The sequence below is a fragment of the Falsigemmobacter faecalis genome (genome assembly GCF_003863335.1).
GTDB lineage: Bacteria > Pseudomonadota > Alphaproteobacteria > Rhodobacterales > Rhodobacteraceae > Wagnerdoeblera > Wagnerdoeblera faecalis.
In genome coordinates this window covers 40,490-56,830 of sequence record NZ_RRAZ01000001.1, presented here as the reverse complement: position 1 = coordinate 56,830, position 16,341 = coordinate 40,490, and the positions used below count along the sequence as shown (strand labels likewise).

The following is a 16,341-nucleotide window of genomic DNA, read 5'->3' as shown; positions in this document are numbered from 1 at the left end:
CGCTAGCCTGCGATCACCTCCACCGGCACCGCCACCCGCTCGATCTGCTCAGGCCAGTGCCGGCTCAGCAGCACCACACCATCCTCGCGGGTCTGCCGGATCTGCTCGCGCGTCACCTCCGCCACCACCCAGCCCGGCGCATTCAGCGCGCCCTCGGCCAGAACCCCGGTCTCCGGCCAGCCCGCATCGGGCGGGCCAAAGACCCCCGCACGTCCGGTGTTCTCCTCCACCCCGGCGCACCAGGCCGCCTCACCGACCAGCGGCGCCTGCACACTCACGCATTGGTTCTCCAGCGCCCGCGCCATCGCGCCGACCCGCACCCGCATAAAGCCCGCAAAGCCTTCGGTGCAGCAGGGTGCCAGCAACACCTCCGCCCCGGCCTCCGCCAGCGCCCGCGACAACAGCGGGAACTCACTGTCATAACAGATCACCACACCAATCCGCGCAAAGGGCGTCTCAAAAACCTTCAGCCCCGCGCCCGGCGCAATCCCCCAGTCCTCACGCTCAAAGCGGGTCATGATCTGCTTGTCCTGATGCCCGATCACACCCGACGGCCCATAAAGCACCGCGCGGTTGACCAGCCGCCCCTCCAGCCAGACCGGACCAGAGCCGCCAAGGATATGCACCCCATGCTCTGCCGCAAGCCGTGCCAGAACCCCGGAAGCGGCCTCATGATGCTTTGCCGCCTCGCGCACCGCGAGGTCCTGATCCCCCGCCACCGCGCGCCCGCCAAGCGAGGCCAGCTCCATCGCGCCATATTCCGGAAAGACCAGCAGATCCGCCCCCGTTGCAGCCCCCTCCGCCACCCAGGTGCTGATCTTGACCTCATAACCTGAGAAATCCTCAAAGAAGTCCAACGGATAGGCGGCCGCCGCAAGTTTCATCGCATCCCCCCGGGCGTGCGGAGACATTTCCGACACAGGCCCCATGATTTTCCCCGCTCAGCTTGCACAGCGCCAGGCCCGGTGACAAGGCAGGAGCGCGAGGAACTCCCGGAGAGCCGAGACATGCGCCCGCTGCGCGGCATTACCTACAAACTGATCTCGGTGCTGGTTTTCATCGCCATGGCCTCACTGATTAAACTGGCCTCAGACCATGTCCCCCCGGGAGAGGCGGTCTTCTTCCGCTCTTTCTTCGCGATCCCGGTCATTCTGGGCTGGCTCTGGCTCAGGGGCGATCTGAAAAACGGGGTCAAAACCTCACGCCCGGGCAGTCACTTCTTTCGCGCCCTGGCCGGCACCGCCTCGATGGCGCTGCAGTTTGCAGCCCTTGGCATGCTGCCCCTGCCGGAAGTGACGGCCATTATCTATGCCGCGCCCCTCATGGTGGTGGTGCTCGCCGCCATGGTTCTGAAAGAAAAAGTCGGACCCTGGCGCTACAGCGCGGTGGGCCTTGGCCTTGCGGGCGTTCTGATCATCCTCGCGCCGCGCTTTTCACTCTCCGAAGGCCTCAGCAGCGCACAAAGCCTTGGGGCGGCCATTGCGCTGGCAGCGGCGGTCTTTATGGCCTTCGCGCAGATCTCCATCCGCAGACTGACGGGCTTTGAGCCTGCCTCTACGATTGTCTTCTGGTTCACCATCAACGCCACGCTGCTGTCGCTGCTGTCGCTGCCCTTTGGCTGGGTCATGCCGCCGCCCGAAATCTTCGCGATCCTGGTTCTCGCGGGCTTCCTCGGCGGCATCGGGCAGATCCTGCTGACCTCAAGCTACCGCGAGGCCGAGGCCGCCGTGATCGCCCCGCTGGACTACGCCTCGATGATCTTTGCCCTCGCGATCGGCTGGTTCTTCTTCTCCGAAGTGCCAACCCTGCCGATGCTGGGCGGTGCGGCCCTGGTCATGGCCGCAGGCGTGCTGATCATCTGGCGCGAGCATAAACTCGGCAAAGACCGCAGCAAGGCACGCAAAGCCTCGACCCAGGGCGGCTGAGCGCGCCCCGCAGCCCTGCCACCGAAAAACAGCGTTTCTCCCCTCGGGGAACCGGCGAACCTGAAGGCTCACGGCCGGGGCGCGCCCGCCAAGGGTCGCTGCCGGAAAAGCCGTGAACCCGCAAAAACCCCGGCCAGGGCTTGCCCCCGACCTCTGCAGGGCGTAATCACACCCTATGAACAGCCCGCGCCCGATCTCAACGAGTGTTTATTATCCGCTGCCCTGACGCAGCGGAGCATCTGTTCACACCCCGCTGTCGTCTCTCCTGCCAGAGGCACAGCGCTGATAAGCCCCCCCGCTCCCCCTGGCCCGCCCTTCTTCCGGATCCAGGATCATGCAACACCCCACGCTCGCTCTCATTGGCTTTGGCGCTTTTGGCCGCCTGACGGCAGATCTGCTGAAAGCGCATTGCCGCATTCTCATCTGCGACCCCTCAGAGCCCGCCCGCACCGCCGCCCGTCACGCAGGCCTGCGCGTCATCTCCCTCCCCGAGGTGGCAGAGGCCGATATCGTGCTTTTGTGCCTGCCCCTGCCGCAGTTTGGCCAGACACTCTCCGCCCTGGCCCCCCATCTGCGGCCGGGGCAGCTTGTGGCGGATGTCGCCTCAGTCAAATCCGCCCCGGCCGCGCTGATGCAAAACCTGCTGCCCGATCATGTGGAGCTGCTGGCCACCCATCCGATGTTCGGGCCGCAAAGTGCCGCGGCAGGCACCCGCGGGCTGCAACTGGTGCTCTGCCCGCTGCGCGGCGGATCCTGGCGGCGCCGAGCGGCTTTTTTGCGCAAAACGCTGGGGCTGCGCCTGCTGATAACCACCCCCGACCAGCATGACCGCGATGCGGCGCGCACTCAGGGGCTGACCCATCTGCTGGCCCGCGCCCTGCGTGACCTCGGGCCCGCGCCAAAACTGCGCACCCGCAGCTTTGAGCTGCTCGATCAGGCCTTTGCCATGGTCCGCGATGACGCCCCCGAGGTCTTCGAGGCCGTCACCCGCGACAATCCCCATGTCGCGCCGCTCCAGGCCAGACTCGCAGATCTGCTCGCCGCAGCCTCCGGCTGATTTTGGCTTTTTCAAAATACTCCCGGGCGGGGTCCGGGGAGGGCGGAGCGCCTCCCCGGCGCTCTCCGGCAGCACGGACCCCTGATGCAGGGGACCCCCGCAAATCCCTTTGCGGAATAAAAAACGCCCCCCGGAAGACCGGAGGGCGCTTTACTCACAGGATCAGCGGATCACTCTTTCGAGCGCTCAACATAGCTGTTGTCATCGGTGTTGATGACAATGCGGGTGCCCACACCGATATGCGGCGGCACCATGACGCGCAGACCCGAGTCGGTCATCGCCGGCTTGTAAGACGACGAGGCGGTCTGACCTTTGACGACCGGCTCGGTCTCGGTGATTTCCACGGTGATCTTTTGCGGAACTTCGATCGAGATCGGGTTCGACTCAAAGGTCTTAATCCAGACGCGCATGCCTTCCTGGAGATAGACTTTGGTATCGCCCATCACGTCCGAGCTCACCACGACCTGCTCATAGCTGGCCGGATCCATGAAGTGCCAGCCTTCGCCATCCTCATAGAGGTAGTCGAATTCGCGCTCTTCAACGGTCGCTTTTTCCACCTGCTCGGTGGTGCGCCAGCGCTCCGAGACCTTGATGCCATCCGAGATGCGGCGCATGTCCACCTGGGTCACCGGAGTGCCCTTGCCGGGGTGGATGTTCTGAGCGGTCAGCACAACATAGAGTTTGCCGTCCATCTCGATGACATTGCCCTTACGGATCGACGAGGCGATGACTTTCACGGGTGATAATCCTTGTGATATCCGGAGAACGCGGGGCCACAGCCTGCGCGATTGGCACCGCGCGTAGCGCATTCCGGCCATGATTTCCAGCCGAAAGGCGTTTTTGCCCCCGAAAGGAGCCTAAGACATGGCCGAGACTTCCTGGTGGGATGCCGCCCGACATGCCGACCGCCGTCCCATGCTTCTGGCACGAAACCGCATCCAGTCCGGGCTGCGCCGCTGGTTTGACGCGGCGGGCTTCACCGAGACCGACCCCTGCGCCCTGCAGATCAGCCCCGGCAATGAGACGCATCTGCATGCCTTTGCCGCCGATGCCATTGGCAATGATGGCGAAACGCGGCGGCTTTATCTGCACACCAGCCCGGAATTCGCGCTGAAGAAACTGCTGGCGGCGGGAGAGCAAAAGATCTTCGCCTTCGCCCATGTCTGGCGCAACCGCGAGCGCGGGGCCCGCCACAGCCCCGAGTTTGTCATGCTCGAATGGTACCGCAGCGGCGAAAGCTATGAGGTGCTGATGGAGGATTGCGCCGCCTTTCTCGCCCTGGCCGCCCGTGCGGCGGGCAGCAGCCTTTTGCGCAAAGGCGATCTGACCTGTGATCCCTTCGCAGCGCCCGAGCGGCTGTCGGTCTGCGAGGCCTTTATGACCTACGCGGGCGTCGATCTGCTGGGAACCATGGATGCAGATGGCCTGCCCGATGCCGAAAAACTCCGCCCGCAGCTGCACGCCAAAGGCATGCGCACCGCCGCCGATGACACCTGGTCTGACATGATGAGCCGGGTTCTGACGGCGGATGTTGAGCCGCATCTCGGCCATGGCCGCGCCACCATTCTCGACCGCTACCCCGCCCATGAGGCCGCCCTCGCGCGCCGCTGCCCCGATGATCCGCGCCTCGCTGAGCGCTTTGAGCTTTACGCCTGCGGGGTGGAACTCGCCAACGGCTTTGGCGAGCTGACCGATCCCGTCGAGCAGCGCGCCCGCTTTATCGCCGAGATGGATGAAAAAGAACGCGTCTATGGCGAGCGTTACCCCCTCGATGAGGACCTCCTGAAGGCCCTCGCCCATATGCCCCCCGCGGCCGGGATTGCCCTCGGTTTTGACCGCCTGGTGATGCTGGCCACGGGCGCGCCCAAAATCGACGATATCATCTGGGCCCCGGCAGGCTGAACGGGCGGGCAAGACTTCCCTGAGCGGCCTGCCCGCAAGGGTCCGGATCTCCGGCTTTGCAGCCTGCTGATGACTGTCTCCCCGGAGAGGGTGAACACGCTTCAGCCGCGTCATCTGACGGCGGGCCCTGGCGTTTCGGCCCTGGTGACCGGGCGGGCGGCAGACCGGCTTTGGGTGGCCCATAGCTCTGCCGCGCCCGTCCATATGGCGGCGATTGCCCTGGTGACCGCGTCGCTGCTTTTGCAGCGACGCGGTTGAGTTCAGCGCGCGCTGCGCCAGAGATTATAGAGAAAGGTCAGCGTTCCAAGGACGAGGCCTGCCTCAATAAGCGGCATCACCGGCCCGACCGTCGCCTCCGGCATCCGCTGCGACAGCATCAGCCAGAGCGCGAGCATCAGCGCCAGAGATCCCGCCTGGTGCAGCCAGAAATGCACCTGCGCCAGACGCCCGCCCTCCATCTGCGGGAAGACATAATACAGCAGCCCGAAAATCGTCATCAGGGCAAAGCCCAGCAGATTGATATGGGCATGAACCGGGGCCAGCCGATGATCGCCCGAGGCCCCCATATAGCTTCCGATCATCATGCCCGTGATCAGATAAAGCCCGCCAATTAATAGAAAAGGTCTTGAAACACGCATTCGGAACACCTTCTGAAAGAAGCCCGATCCGTTTCGGACACGAATAATTTACCATATTTTACAGGCACTTTCGCCTGTCATGTGACGGCGCATAAAGAAAACCGGCGGGCACAGCCGCCGGTTGTCAAAGTCATACCCTCAGGCCTGCGCCTCAGTCCTGGCTGCCATCCCAGCCGGAGATGGATTTCGCCTCAAGGAACTCTTCAAGCCCCCAGACGCCGCCTTCCCGCGCGCGTCCCGAAAGCTTCACGCCGCCAAAGGGCGCACCGGCTCCGCGGCTCTCGCCATTCATCTCCACCATGCCTGCGCGCAGCGCGCGACCCAGACGGTTGCGGCGCGCGCCATCCTGGCTCTGGACGTAATTGGTCAGGCCATAGGGGGTGTCATTGGCGATGGCGACGGCCTCGGCCTCGGTGTCAAAAGGGATCATGGCCAGCACCGGGCCAAAGATCTCTTCGCGCTCAATGGTCATGCCCGGCGTCACATCGGCAAAGACGGTGGGGCGAACGTAAAAGCCCTTGTTCATCCCCTCCGGCAGGCCCGGACCACCGGCGACAAGGCGCGCGCCCTCATCAATGCCTTTGGCGATATAGCCCTGGATCTGATCCCACTGGCGTTTGTTCACCACCGGGCCGATGTGTTTGCCCTCTTTGGAGGCCGGAGCCACGGCAGTCGCCTCGGCCACTTCACGGGCAATCTCAACGGCGCGGTCATAGATCGGGCGCTCAACCAGCATCCGCGAGGGCGCATTGCAGCTTTGACCGGAGTTGTTGAACATATGGCGCACACCGCGTTTCACGGCATCGTCATCGGCATCGGCAAAGACCAGGTTCGCGCCCTTGCCGCCCAGCTCCAGCGTGACGCGCTTCAGCGTTTCGGCCGCCGCCAGGCTGATCGCGCGGCCCGCGCGGGTCGAGCCGGTGAAGGAGATCATCTCGACATCCGGGTGTTTCGACAGCACGGCGCCCACGCCCGCGCCATCGCCGTTCACCAGGTTAAAGACCCCGGCCGGGAAGCCCGCCTCATGGACAAACTCCGCAAAGAGCAGCGACGAAAGCGGCGCCTCTTCCGAGGGTTTCAGCACACAGGTGCAGCCCGCCAGCAGCGCCGGCACCACCTTCAGCGTCACCTGGTTCATCGGCCAGTTCCAGGGCGTGATCAGACCCACGACCCCGATCGGCTCCATAGCGATCCGGGCATTGGGCGCATGCGGACCCAGCGGGCGGACCCATTCGATATGATCGAAGGCCTTGATGAAATTACGGATATGCGAAGACCCCGAGGGCGCCTGAGAGCTGCGCGCCATAGAGATCGGCGCCCCCATCTCAAGGCTGATGGCCAGGGCCATCTCTTCGTTGCGCGCCTCATAGATCCCGAGAAGGCGCGTCACCAGGGCAAGGCGCTCTGCCGGGGGGGTGGCCGCCCAGGCCGGAAAGGCGGCTTTCGCAGCGGCCACGGCGGCATTGGTATCGGCCTCCGCGCCCAGCGAGATCGTCGCACAGACTTCCTCTGAGGAGGGGTCAATGACCGGGTAATCCTGCGGCGTGACCGGAGCAACCCAGGCGCCATTGATGTAAAAGTCGCGTTTCTCGATCATAAGACCGGCCCTCCGAAAGTCTGTTGTGCCGGAAATCTGGCAGGGCCGGGGAGATTGTGCAACTGCGCGCTGCGGAACAGGAACAGCCTCCCGAAGTTGTTAAGGGCCTGCTGCAAAGGCTTCCACAGCCCCTTTTGCGGCCTTATTTTCCTGACCAAACCCTCCTGAAAGGACCCGTCATGACGCTGCGCATCAACGACACTGCTCCGGATTTTGTGGCTGATTCCACCGAAGGCCGGATCTCTTTCCACGAGGCGATTGGCGATGGCTATGCCATTCTTTTCAGCCATCCCAAGGATTTCACCCCGGTCTGCACCACGGAATTCGGCGCCGTGGCGCAACTCGCGGAAGAATTCGCGAAGCGTAACACCAAAGTCTTCGGCGTCTCGGTTGACCCGCTGGACGCCCATGAGGGCTGGAAAGCCGATATCGAGAAATACTCCGGCAGGCCGGTGACCTTCCCGATGTTTGCCGATCCGGATCTGCAGATCGCCAAGCTTTACGACATGATGCCCGCAGAATCGGTGCTGCCCGATGGCCGCACCCCGGCGCATACCGCCACCGTGCGCTCGACCTTTATCATCGGGCCGGACAAGAAGGTCCGCGTCATGCTGATCTATCCGATGACCGTGGGCCGCAACTTCCAGGAAATCCTGCGCGCGCTCGATGCCGTCCGCGCCACTGAGGGCGTGCCTTTTGCCACCCCCGCTGACTGGAAGCCGGGCGACAAAGCCATTGTGGCGCTTTCGGTGCCGACCGATGAGGCGCAGCAGAAATTCCCCGATCTGGAAATCGTGCTGCCCTATGTGCGCAAGGCCTCGCTGCCGGCGAACTGATCCCGACTTTCCCAAAGGCCCCGCACCCACTGCGGGGCCTTTGGCGTTCCGGGGCGCAGTGTGCTGCACCTGCCCCCCGTGCATCTGCCGCTCTCCGGGCCTATATTCCTGAGAAGTTTCATCAAGGCAGGACATGGATATGTATTCCACCTCGGCGCATTTCCCCACCACCCATGGCTCGAAATACCTGCAGCAGCTTTGCAAACACCTTGGCCATAAGGTCGAAGTCACCTTTACCCCCACCGAGGCTGAGGCCGATCTGCCCACCGGCCATATGAGCCTGCGCGCCGATGAAACCGGGCTTTTCGCCCGCGTGACGGCCGAAGATCTGCCCGCCATCATCCAGGCGCGCTTTGTCATCGACAAACATCTGGTAACTTTCGCCTTCCGCGATGGATTTTCGGGCTTAGCCTGGGCGCTTGATCCGCAGGGCTGAGCCCCGGCGCATTGCGGCGCGGCGTCAGCCTTGACCCGTCGCCGCTGCGCGGTCAGGGAGAAGGGGCACCAGGATTAAGAAAAAGCCATGTATCCCTTCATCCGCCTTTACAGCGAAGTTTATAAATCGCGCCGCCTGCCGAAGCTGGGGCTCTTTGACGCGCATCGCTCGGTCCTGCACTGCTGGCCGCAGGATATTGACCCCTGGGTTGAGCTGAACAATGGCCGCACGCTGACGCTTTTTGATCTCGGCCGGGTGCCGCTGATCTCGCGTCTGGGGCTGCGCCCGCATCTCAAGGCCAATGGCTGGAGCATGGCCGTGGCGGGGGCCTCGGTGCGCTATCGGCGGCGGGTGAAGATGTTCGACCGGCTGGAAATGGTCTCACGGCTGGCGGGCTGGGACGGCAGATTTCTCTATATCGATCAATCAATCTGGCGGGGTGGCGACTGCACCACGCAGGTGCTGAACCGCACCGCCGTCTCCTCAGGTGCGGGGATCGTTGCCCCCGAAAAGCTGATCCGCGCGGCGGGCTTTACCGATCCCCGGCCTGACCTTCCCGGCTGGATCGCCGCCTGGGCCCGGGCTGAGGCTGAACGCCCCTGGCCGCCCGAAGTCGACCGGATCCGGGGCGGGTAACGCTAAACGGGCGCACAACCGCCACTCCACACGCGGATTTGCGCACAGAATGGTCCCGCCCCCTTTCAATGCGGATGTGGCGGCGATAAAAGAATGCCGCGACCCGATTAATGCGGTCGCGGGTTTCCCTCTAGCACCGGACAGGATCTCCACAGGATGTCGATTTTTTCGGGCCTTTTTTCGTCGGACATGGCCATCGACCTCGGCACTGCCAACACGCTGGTCTATGTCAAAGGCAAAGGCATCATCCTGAACGAGCCCTCAGTGGTCGCTTATCACGTCAAGGACGGCAAAAAGCAGGTCCTGGCCGTGGGTGAAGACGCCAAGCTGATGCTGGGCCGTACCCCCGGCTCCATTGAGGCGATCCGCCCGATGCGCGACGGCGTGATTGCGGACTTCGATTCCGCGGAAGAGATGATCAAACATTTCATCCGCAAGGTTCACAAACGCACCACCTTCTCCAAGCCGAAGATCATCGTCTGCGTGCCGCATGGCGCGACCCCGGTGGAAAAACGCGCGATCCGCACCTCGGTGCTGTCGGCAGGCGCCCGCCGCGCCGGTCTGATCGCCGAGCCGATTGCCGCGGCCATCGGCGCAGGCATGCCGATCACCGATCCCACCGGCTCAATGGTGGTCGATATCGGCGGCGGCACCACGGAAGTGGCGGTCCTGTCGCTGGGCGACATCGTTTACGCCCGCTCGGTGCGGGTGGGCGGCGACCGGATGGATGATGCGATCATCTCTTATCTGCGCCGCAACCATAACATCCTGATCGGTGAAGCCACGGCTGAGCGGATCAAATGCACCATCGGCACCGCCCGGATGCCCGACGACGGCCGTGGCCAGTCAATGACCATCCGCGGGCGTGACCTGCTGAACGGTGTGCCGAAAGAGACCGAGATTTCGCAGGCCCAGGTCGCGGAAGCTCTGGCAGAGCCGGTGCAGCAGATCTGCGACGCCGTGATGCAGGCCCTGGAGGCGACCCCGCCGGATCTGGCGGCAGATATCGTCGACCGCGGCGTCATGCTGACGGGGGGCGGTGCGCTGCTGGGGGATCTCGATCTGTCGCTGCGCGAGCAGACCGGGCTGATGATCTCGGTGGCGGAAGAGTCGCTGAACTGCGTCGCCCTTGGCACCGGGAAGGCGCTTGAATATGAAAAGCAGCTTCGCCACGTCATTGATTACGAAAGCTGAGGCACCCCTGCCCGGCCTGACCTGAGCAAGAGGCCGCTTTGGCACGCGACCGTGATCCGCAAGCCTATACCCGACCCGTCCGGCGCATCCTTGTGGCCGGGCTGGTCCTGTTGCTGCTTGGGGTTTTCCTGCTCTGGCGCATCGACAGCCCCCGGGTTGAGCGCTTCCGCATGGCGCTGATCGACCGCTTTGCGCCCTCGATGGAATGGGCCATGGCGCCCGTCACCTGGGGCAGCGGGCTGATTGAGGGCTTTCAGTCCTACAACCGCATCCATCAGCAAAACCAGGAACTGCGCCGCGAGTTGCAGCAGATGAAGGCCTGGCGCGAGGCGGCTTTGCAGCTTGAGCAAAAGAACGCCAAGCTGCTCGACCTCAATCAGGTGCGGCTTGATCCGAAACTGACCCATGTGACCGGCGTGGTGATTGCCGACAGCGGCAGCCCCTTCCGGCAGTCGGTGCTGTTGAACGTCGGCAGCCGGGACGGCATCCGCGACGGCTGGGCCACGATGGACGGTCTGGGCGTGGTGGGCCGGATCTCGGGGGTCGGGCAGACCGTCAGCCGGGTGATGCTTTTGACCGATGCCTCCAGCCGGGTGCCGGTGACGGTGCAGCCCTCAGGCCAGCGGGCGATTCTGGCCGGGGATAACTCCTCACTGCCGCCCCTGGACTTTCTGGAGAAATCCGACCTCGTGCGCCCCGGCGACCGGGTGGTGACCTCGGGCGATGGCGGGCTGTTCCCGGCGGGGCTGCTGGTCGGCCAGGTGGTGCAGGGCTCGGACCGCAGGCTGCGGGTTGCACCCTCGGCCGATTATCTGCGGCTGGAGTTTCTGCGGGTGCTGCGCAGCTATGAGCATGAAGAGATCGCCGATCCGGGTGATCTGATCTCGCCGCCCCCCGGCACGCTGCCGGTGCCGCAGATCGGGCCAAACACCCCCGAGCCCGCCGATGGCTGAGGCCGCCCGCAACAGTGTCTGGCTCTGGCGGGCGATCTTTGTGGCGGTCTTTGCGGTGCTGTTGTCGCTGCGGCTTTTGCCGTTGAACGCAGAGCCCGGCAAGCTGCCGGGGCCGGATCTTCTGCTGTGCCTCAGCTGCGCCTGGGTGCTGCGGCGGCCCTATCACCTGCCGGTTCTGCTGATCGCGCTTGTGGTGCTCATCGAGGATATGTTCCTGATGCGCCCCCCCGGTCTCTGGGCTGCGGTGGTGGTCATGGGGACCGAGTTCCTGCGCCGCCGCGCCGCCTTCATGCGCGAATTGTCCTGGCTGTCCGAGTGGATGCTGGTCGCCGCCGCCATGTTGGGAATGTTCCTTCTCAACCGCGTTATCATGGCGGTGACCATGCTGCCGCAGCCGGGTCTGGGGCTGACGCTTGTCGAATTCATCTTCACCGCGGCCGCTTATCCGGTGATCATCTTTGTACTGCGCCACCTGGCCGGGCTGACCAAGCCCGCCACGGGAGAGCGTGACAGTCTGGGGAGGCCGCTGTGAAACGCCGCGCCCGCGAAAACGACGAAGCCGCCCGCAAGGTCACCCGCAGGGCGCTGTTTCTGGGCGGCTGTCAGGCCGCTTTCATTGCCGTCTTAGGCGCGCGTCTGCGCTATCTGCAGGTCGATCAGGCCGAGCAGTTCAAGCTGCTGGCCGAGGAAAACCGCATCTCGATCCGGCTGATCCCCCCCGCCCGGGGCCAGATCTTTGACCGCAAAGGCGTGCTGATCGCCGGAAATGAGCAGAACTACCGCGTCACCATCACCCGCGAAGGAGCAGGCGATGTAGAGACCGTTCTGCGCCGTCTCTCCGAAGGGATTCCGCTCAGCGAAGAGGACATCCAGAAGACCATCCGCGAGACCCGCCGCCGCTCGGCTTTTGTGCCCCATATCGTGGCCGAGCGCCTGACCTGGGAGCAGCTGAGCTGGGTTTCGGTCAATGCCCCCGCCCTGCCTGGCGTCACGCCGGAAGTGGGTCTGTCGCGCACCTATCCGCTGGATGAGGATTTCGCCCATGCGGTGGGCTATGTGGGGCCGGTCTCGGAGAATGATCTCGCGCAGCTGGAAAGCCCCGATCCCGTTTTGCAGATCCCGAAGTTTCAGATCGGCAAGATCGGGGTGGAACGGCGTCTGGAAGATGCGCTGCGCGGCAAAGCGGGCTCGCGCCGCATTGAGGTCAATGCCGCAGGCCGCGTGATGCGCGAACTCGACCGCCGGGAGGGGGTGGAGGGGGCCGATATCGTCCTGACGCTGGATGCGCAGATCCAGAACTATGCCCGCATCCGGATGGAAGAACACAGCGGCAGCGCCGTGCTGATGGATGTGCGCAACGGCGATGTGGTGGCGCTGACCTCGGCGCCCTCGTTTGATCCGAACCTCTTTGTGCGCGGCATCTCGAACCCGGATTTCCGCCGGCTGATGGACAATGATCATCGCCCCTTGTCGAATAAATCCGTCCAGGGCGCTTATCCGCCCGGATCGACCTTCAAGATGGTCACCGCCCTTGCGGCGCTGGAGGCGGGGGTCATCACCGCCAATACCACCGTCTATTGCCCGGGCTATTATGAGGCGGGCGGGCGGCGGTTTCACTGCTGGAAACGGGCGGGCCATGGCTCCTGCGATCTGACCAAGGGTCTCGCGGAAAGCTGTGACGTTTATTATTACGACATCTCTCAGCGGGTTGGCATCGACGCCATCGCCGCGATGGCCGAGCGGCTGGGCCTCGGCGTGCGCCATGATCTGCCGATGTCCGCCATCTCGGAAGGGCTGAACCCCAACCGCGCCTGGAAACAGGAAAAGCGCGGCCAGGAGTGGCGGATCGGCGATACGATCAACGCCTCCATCGGTCAGGGGTACGTTCTGTCAACGCCGCTGCAACTGGCGGTCATGACCGCGCGCCTCTCAACCGGGCGGGCGATTGAGCCGCGCCTTGTGCATTCGATCGGCGGGGTGGAACAGCCGGTGGCCGAAGCGCCGCCGCTGGGGCTGACGCCGGATCATCTGCGCAATGTGCAGCGCGGCATGTGGGCGGTGCTCAACCAGCGCACCGGGACCGGCTGGTCCTCGCGCTCGGAAGACAAAGCCATGCTGATCGCCGGAAAATCCGGCACCGCCCAGGTGCGCAACATCTCAGCGGCTGAGCGCGCGCGCGGTGTCATCCGCAACGACCAGCTGCCCTGGAACCGGCGCGATCACGGGCTTTTCGTGGCCTATGCGCCCTCTGACAATCCGCGCTACGCCTGCTCGGTGGTGCTGGAGCATGGCGGCGGCGGCGGCGTGGCCGCGCCCATGGCGCGCGATATTCTGCTGTTTGCGCTCAGCGGTGGCATCCCGCCGCTGAGCGCCTATCCGCAGAACCAGCGCGGGCGCATCGAATCGCATCAGCAAAGCCTGCCGCTCAGGGCTCCGGAAACCTTCTCGGGCACGCGCCCGACCCGCGCCTGAGGGTCCGCAGATGAGCTATCTTGATTACTCCGTCAAACGCGCCCCCACCGGACTGCGTAAATTCCTGCATATGAACTGGGCGCTGGCGCTCTTGCTGGGCACCATCGGCTCAATCGGCGTTCTGATGCTTTACTCTGTGGCGGGGGGCGATTTTTCGACCTGGGCCGAGCCGCAGATGGAGCGGCTGATCATCGGGCTGGTCGCGATGATCCTGATGGGGCTGATCCCGATCTGGTTCTGGCGCAATATGGCGGGGCTCGCTTATGGCGGCACCTTCATACTGCTGGTCGGGGTGGAGCTCTTCGGCACCGTTGGCATGGGCGCGCAGCGCTGGATTGAGCTGGGACCCCTGCGGCTGCAGCCGTCGGAGCTGATGAAGATCGCCCTCGCGATGATGCTGGCGGCCTATTACGACTGGCTGGACCCGAAAAAGGTCTCCCGTCCGCTCTGGGTGCTGGCGCCCCTGCTGATGATCCTGCTGCCGGTCAGTCTGGTGCTGCGCCAGCCCGACCTCGGCACCTCGCTGATGCTGCTGGGCGGCGGCGCGGCCATCATGCTGGTCGCCGGCGTCCACTGGGCTTACTTCGCGGCGGTGCTGGCGATGATCGGGGGGGCGGTGTCCTCGGTCTTTATCGCGCGGGGCACGCCCTGGCAGTTTTTGCAGGATTACCAATACCGCAGGATTGATACCTTCCTTGATCCTTCGGCCGATCCCCTTGGCGCGGGCTATCACATCAACCAGGCGAAGATCGCCATCGGCTCGGGCGGCTGGGCGGGCAAGGGCTTCATGGAGGGCACGCAGAGCCGGCTGAACTTCCTGCCCGAAAAGCACACCGATTTCATCTTCAACATTCTGGCGGAAGAATTCGGCTTTGTGGGCGGGGTGTCGCTTTTGATGCTCTATGCGCTGGTCATCATCTTCTGCATCTGGACGGCCATTCAGGCCCGGGACCGCTTTGCCTCACTGGTGGTGATCGGCATCTCGGCGGCCTTCTTCTTTTACTTCGCGGTCAATCTGGCGATGGTGATGGGGATTGCCCCGGTGGTGGGCAAACCCCTGCCGCTGGTGTCTTATGGCGGATCGGCCATGCTGGTGGTGCTCATGGGCTTCGGGATTGTCCAGAGCGCCCATGTGCACCGGCTCAGATAGATCAGGCCGCGGCCACCACGGCCGGGGCGCGGTTTTCGCGCACCGGCAGATGGACGATCGCCGAAAACGCGCCAACCCCGATGCCGATCCACCATACCAAGGTGTAATCGCCCGTCAGGTCATACATCTTCCCGCCCAGCCAGACGCCGAGGAACCCGCCGATCTGGTGGCTGAGGAAGACGATGCCGTACAGCGTCGCCATATAGCGCATGCCCCAGATATGCGCGACGAGCCCCGCCGTCAGCGGCACGGTTGCCAGCCACAGCGCCCCCATCACCACCGAGAACAGCAGCACCGAGACCGGGGTAATCGGCAGCAGAATGAAGGTCGCCGCCGCAATGGTGCGCAGCACATAGACGCCCGCCAGCAGGTTTTTGCGGCTGTAGCGCGCCCCCAGCCAGCCCGCCGTGATGGTGCCGACAATATTGGCCAGACCAATGACCGAGATCGAGACCGCCCCCAGAATAGAGGTGGTGGTGATGCCGATCCCCGCCAGCATTCCATTGGGCGCAATCGCGCCGCACATCTCCGTCACCATGGCCGGGAAATGCGCGGTGATGAAGCCAAGCTGATAGCCGCAGGAGAAAAAGCCAAGGAAGATCAGGATATAGCTCGGATCTTTCAGCGCCCGGGCCAGAACGACCCCGAGAGGCTCTGCCGGTTCGTTTTCGCCATGGGCGTCGGGTGCATTCAGAAAAGGCACCGCGAGCATCGCCAGCAGGATAACAGCGGCAAAGATCAGAAAGACGCTCTGCCAGGACATATAGCCCAGCAGGATTTCGGCCACCGGTGCGCCAAAGACCTGCCCTGCCGAGCCTGCCGCCGTGGCAATCCCCATCGCCATCGAGCGGTGTTTTTCCGGGGTCGCGCGGCCCACGACGCCAAGGATCACCCCAAAGCCGGTGCCCGCAACGCCAAAGCCCACGATAATCTCCAGCAGCTGATGCTGTCCGGGAGTGATGGCAAAGGCGCTCAGCACCAGGCCCAGCGCATAAAGCGCGCCGCCGATCAGCACCGCCACGCGGTTGCCCAGACGCTCTGAGATGGCGCCAAAGATCGGCTGGCCAAAGCCCCAGGCCAGGTTCTGCAGCGCAATGGCCAGCGAGAACTCTGCCCGGGCCCAGCCGAATTCGCTGGCAATCGGGATCTGAAACACCCCGAAAGAGGCGCGGATCGAAAAGCCGATCATCAAAATCAGGCTTCCGGCGATCAGCACCGGTGTCAGAAGCGGGGGCGAAGCAGAGGCGTGTCGCATGGCAGCAGTCCTTGGGGCGGTTCTGCCGCGCAAGCTGTGCCCGCCTCATGGCCGCGTCAACTGCCTTTCCTGCGCCGCAGAGGCCATGGCGCAGAAAAAACCCCCTGCACGGGCTGGCAATTCCCCCCCATGGGCTCGTATTCTCTCCCTCCGAGGGGAGGGGCGGGGGCTTGCGGTGCGCCCTGGCGGCCCGCAGGCTTTCGAGCGGCTGTTCACAGGCGACCGGGACAGCTCAGTGAAAGACCGCAAAGCGGGGCCTCAGCCCTGGCCCCCAACGGCCGGTTTTGCGG

General features: G+C 64.3%; 17 protein-coding genes. 12 read left to right on the top strand and 5 right to left on the bottom strand.

Annotation, left to right across the window (positions count from 1 at the left end; translation table 11 throughout):
• Positions 1-2: 2 nt before the first annotated feature.
• Complete coding sequence (locus EG244_RS00345; protein WP_124963015.1) at positions 3-884, bottom strand: carbon-nitrogen hydrolase family protein; 882 nt, start codon at positions 882-884, stop codon at positions 3-5.
• Between the two features lie 123 nt (positions 885-1,007).
• Between EG244_RS00345 and EG244_RS00340 the strand changes: the two genes are divergently transcribed.
• Both EG244_RS00340 and EG244_RS00335 read left to right on the top strand, forming a co-directional pair.
• Complete coding sequence (locus tag EG244_RS00340) at positions 1,008-1,925, top strand: DMT family transporter (RefSeq protein ID WP_124963014.1); 918 nt, start codon at positions 1,008-1,010, stop codon at positions 1,923-1,925.
• 334 nt (positions 1,926-2,259) lie between these two features.
• Positions 2,260-2,982, top strand: a complete 723-nt coding sequence (locus EG244_RS00335; RefSeq protein ID WP_124963013.1) for a prephenate dehydrogenase — start codon at positions 2,260-2,262, stop codon at positions 2,980-2,982.
• Positions 2,983-3,152: 170 nt separating this feature from the next.
• Here EG244_RS00335 and efp read toward each other — a convergent pair whose 3' ends face one another.
• Positions 3,153-3,719, bottom strand: a complete 567-nt coding sequence (efp, locus tag EG244_RS00330) for an elongation factor P (RefSeq protein ID WP_124963012.1) — start codon at positions 3,717-3,719, stop codon at positions 3,153-3,155.
• A gap of 127 nt (positions 3,720-3,846) precedes the next feature.
• Here efp and epmA point away from each other — a divergent pair, with 127 nt between their 5' ends.
• Both epmA and EG244_RS00320 read left to right on the top strand, forming a co-directional pair.
• Positions 3,847-4,884, top strand: coding sequence for an EF-P lysine aminoacylase EpmA (gene epmA, locus EG244_RS00325; RefSeq protein ID WP_124963011.1), 1,038 nt, complete (start codon positions 3,847-3,849; stop codon positions 4,882-4,884).
• Between the two features lie 69 nt (positions 4,885-4,953).
• Entirely contained in the window at positions 4,954-5,142 is a 189-nt protein-coding gene (locus EG244_RS00320; RefSeq protein WP_124963010.1) for a hypothetical protein, read from the top strand.
• Between the two features lie 2 nt (positions 5,143-5,144).
• Here the strand turns inward: EG244_RS00320 and EG244_RS00315 are convergent, their stop codons facing one another.
• Together EG244_RS00315 and EG244_RS00310 are read right to left on the bottom strand one after the other, a co-directional pair.
• Positions 5,145-5,522, bottom strand: a complete 378-nt coding sequence (locus EG244_RS00315; protein ID WP_124963009.1) for a hypothetical protein — start codon at positions 5,520-5,522, stop codon at positions 5,145-5,147.
• A 151-nt stretch (positions 5,523-5,673) separates the two neighbouring features.
• A complete protein-coding gene (locus EG244_RS00310) occupies positions 5,674-7,119 on the bottom strand; it encodes an aldehyde dehydrogenase family protein (protein ID WP_124963008.1) in 1,446 nt (481 codons plus the stop codon).
• A 179-nt stretch (positions 7,120-7,298) separates the two neighbouring features.
• On the opposite strand from EG244_RS00310, the gene EG244_RS00305 reads away from it, so the two are divergent.
• The 8 genes from EG244_RS00305 to rodA all read left to right on the top strand — a co-directional run bounded on the left by EG244_RS00305 (position 7,299) and on the right by rodA (position 14,796).
• Positions 7,299-7,955 (top strand): peroxiredoxin, encoded by a 657-nt coding sequence (locus EG244_RS00305; RefSeq protein ID WP_124963007.1) that lies wholly within the window; start codon positions 7,299-7,301, stop codon positions 7,953-7,955.
• Between the two features lie 139 nt (positions 7,956-8,094).
• Positions 8,095-8,391 (top strand): DUF2218 domain-containing protein, encoded by a 297-nt coding sequence (locus EG244_RS00300; RefSeq protein WP_124963006.1) that lies wholly within the window; start codon positions 8,095-8,097, stop codon positions 8,389-8,391.
• Between the two features lie 87 nt (positions 8,392-8,478).
• A complete protein-coding gene (locus EG244_RS00295; protein ID WP_124963005.1) occupies positions 8,479-9,027 on the top strand; it encodes an acyl-CoA thioesterase in 549 nt (182 codons plus the stop codon).
• A gap of 156 nt (positions 9,028-9,183) precedes the next feature.
• Positions 9,184-10,221, top strand: coding sequence for a rod shape-determining protein (locus EG244_RS00290; protein WP_124963004.1), 1,038 nt, complete (start codon positions 9,184-9,186; stop codon positions 10,219-10,221).
• Positions 10,222-10,259: 38 nt separating this feature from the next.
• Positions 10,260-11,174 carry a rod shape-determining protein MreC gene (gene mreC / locus EG244_RS00285; protein WP_124963003.1) on the top strand — a complete coding sequence of 305 codons (915 nt, stop codon included), beginning with the start codon at positions 10,260-10,262 and terminating at the stop codon, positions 11,172-11,174.
• On the top strand, positions 11,167-11,706 hold the full coding sequence (locus EG244_RS00280; RefSeq protein ID WP_124963002.1) for a rod shape-determining protein MreD: 540 nt from the start codon (positions 11,167-11,169) through the stop codon (positions 11,704-11,706). The genes mreC and EG244_RS00280 overlap by 8 nt, the downstream gene beginning before the upstream one ends.
• Complete coding sequence (gene mrdA / locus EG244_RS00275) at positions 11,703-13,646, top strand: penicillin-binding protein 2 (protein WP_124963001.1); 1,944 nt, start codon at positions 11,703-11,705, stop codon at positions 13,644-13,646. The genes EG244_RS00280 and mrdA overlap by 4 nt, the downstream gene beginning before the upstream one ends.
• 10 nt (positions 13,647-13,656) lie before the next feature.
• Positions 13,657-14,796, top strand: coding sequence for a rod shape-determining protein RodA (gene rodA, locus EG244_RS00270; protein WP_124963000.1), 1,140 nt, complete (start codon positions 13,657-13,659; stop codon positions 14,794-14,796).
• A 1-nt stretch (position 14,797) separates the two neighbouring features.
• On the opposite strand, the gene EG244_RS00265 is transcribed toward rodA, so the two are convergent.
• Positions 14,798-16,051: an MFS transporter gene (locus EG244_RS00265; RefSeq protein ID WP_124962999.1), complete on the bottom strand. Its 1,254-nt coding sequence runs from the start codon at positions 16,049-16,051 to the stop codon at positions 14,798-14,800.
• Positions 16,052-16,341: the final 290 nt, after the last annotated feature.

Bases quoted from the DNA above. Each gene is read 5' to 3' on its own strand.
- EG244_RS00280 (WP_124963002.1), top strand. From the start codon at position 11,167: ATGGCTGAGGCCGCCCGCAACAGTGTCTGGCTCTGGCGGGCGATCTTT.
- EG244_RS00295 (WP_124963005.1), top strand. From the start codon at position 8,479: ATGTATCCCTTCATCCGCCTTTACAGCGAAGTTTATAAATCGCGCCGC.
- epmA (WP_124963011.1), top strand. From the start codon at position 3,847: ATGGCCGAGACTTCCTGGTGGGATGCCGCCCGACATGCCGACCGCCGT.
- EG244_RS00315 (WP_124963009.1), bottom strand. From the start codon at position 5,522: ATGCGTGTTTCAAGACCTTTTCTATTAATTGGCGGGCTTTATCTGATC.
- EG244_RS00300 (WP_124963006.1), top strand. From the start codon at position 8,095: ATGTATTCCACCTCGGCGCATTTCCCCACCACCCATGGCTCGAAATAC.
- EG244_RS00335 (WP_124963013.1), top strand. From the start codon at position 2,260: ATGCAACACCCCACGCTCGCTCTCATTGGCTTTGGCGCTTTTGGCCGC.
- EG244_RS00310 (WP_124963008.1), bottom strand. From the start codon at position 7,119: ATGATCGAGAAACGCGACTTTTACATCAATGGCGCCTGGGTTGCTCCG.
- EG244_RS00345 (WP_124963015.1), bottom strand. From the start codon at position 884: ATGAAACTTGCGGCGGCCGCCTATCCGTTGGACTTCTTTGAGGATTTC.
- EG244_RS00290 (WP_124963004.1), top strand. From the start codon at position 9,184: ATGTCGATTTTTTCGGGCCTTTTTTCGTCGGACATGGCCATCGACCTC.
- rodA (WP_124963000.1), top strand. From the start codon at position 13,657: ATGAGCTATCTTGATTACTCCGTCAAACGCGCCCCCACCGGACTGCGT.
- EG244_RS00320 (WP_124963010.1), top strand. From the start codon at position 4,954: ATGACTGTCTCCCCGGAGAGGGTGAACACGCTTCAGCCGCGTCATCTG.
- EG244_RS00340 (WP_124963014.1), top strand. From the start codon at position 1,008: ATGCGCCCGCTGCGCGGCATTACCTACAAACTGATCTCGGTGCTGGTT.
- EG244_RS00305 (WP_124963007.1), top strand. From the start codon at position 7,299: ATGACGCTGCGCATCAACGACACTGCTCCGGATTTTGTGGCTGATTCC.
- EG244_RS00265 (WP_124962999.1), bottom strand. From the start codon at position 16,051: ATGCGACACGCCTCTGCTTCGCCCCCGCTTCTGACACCGGTGCTGATC.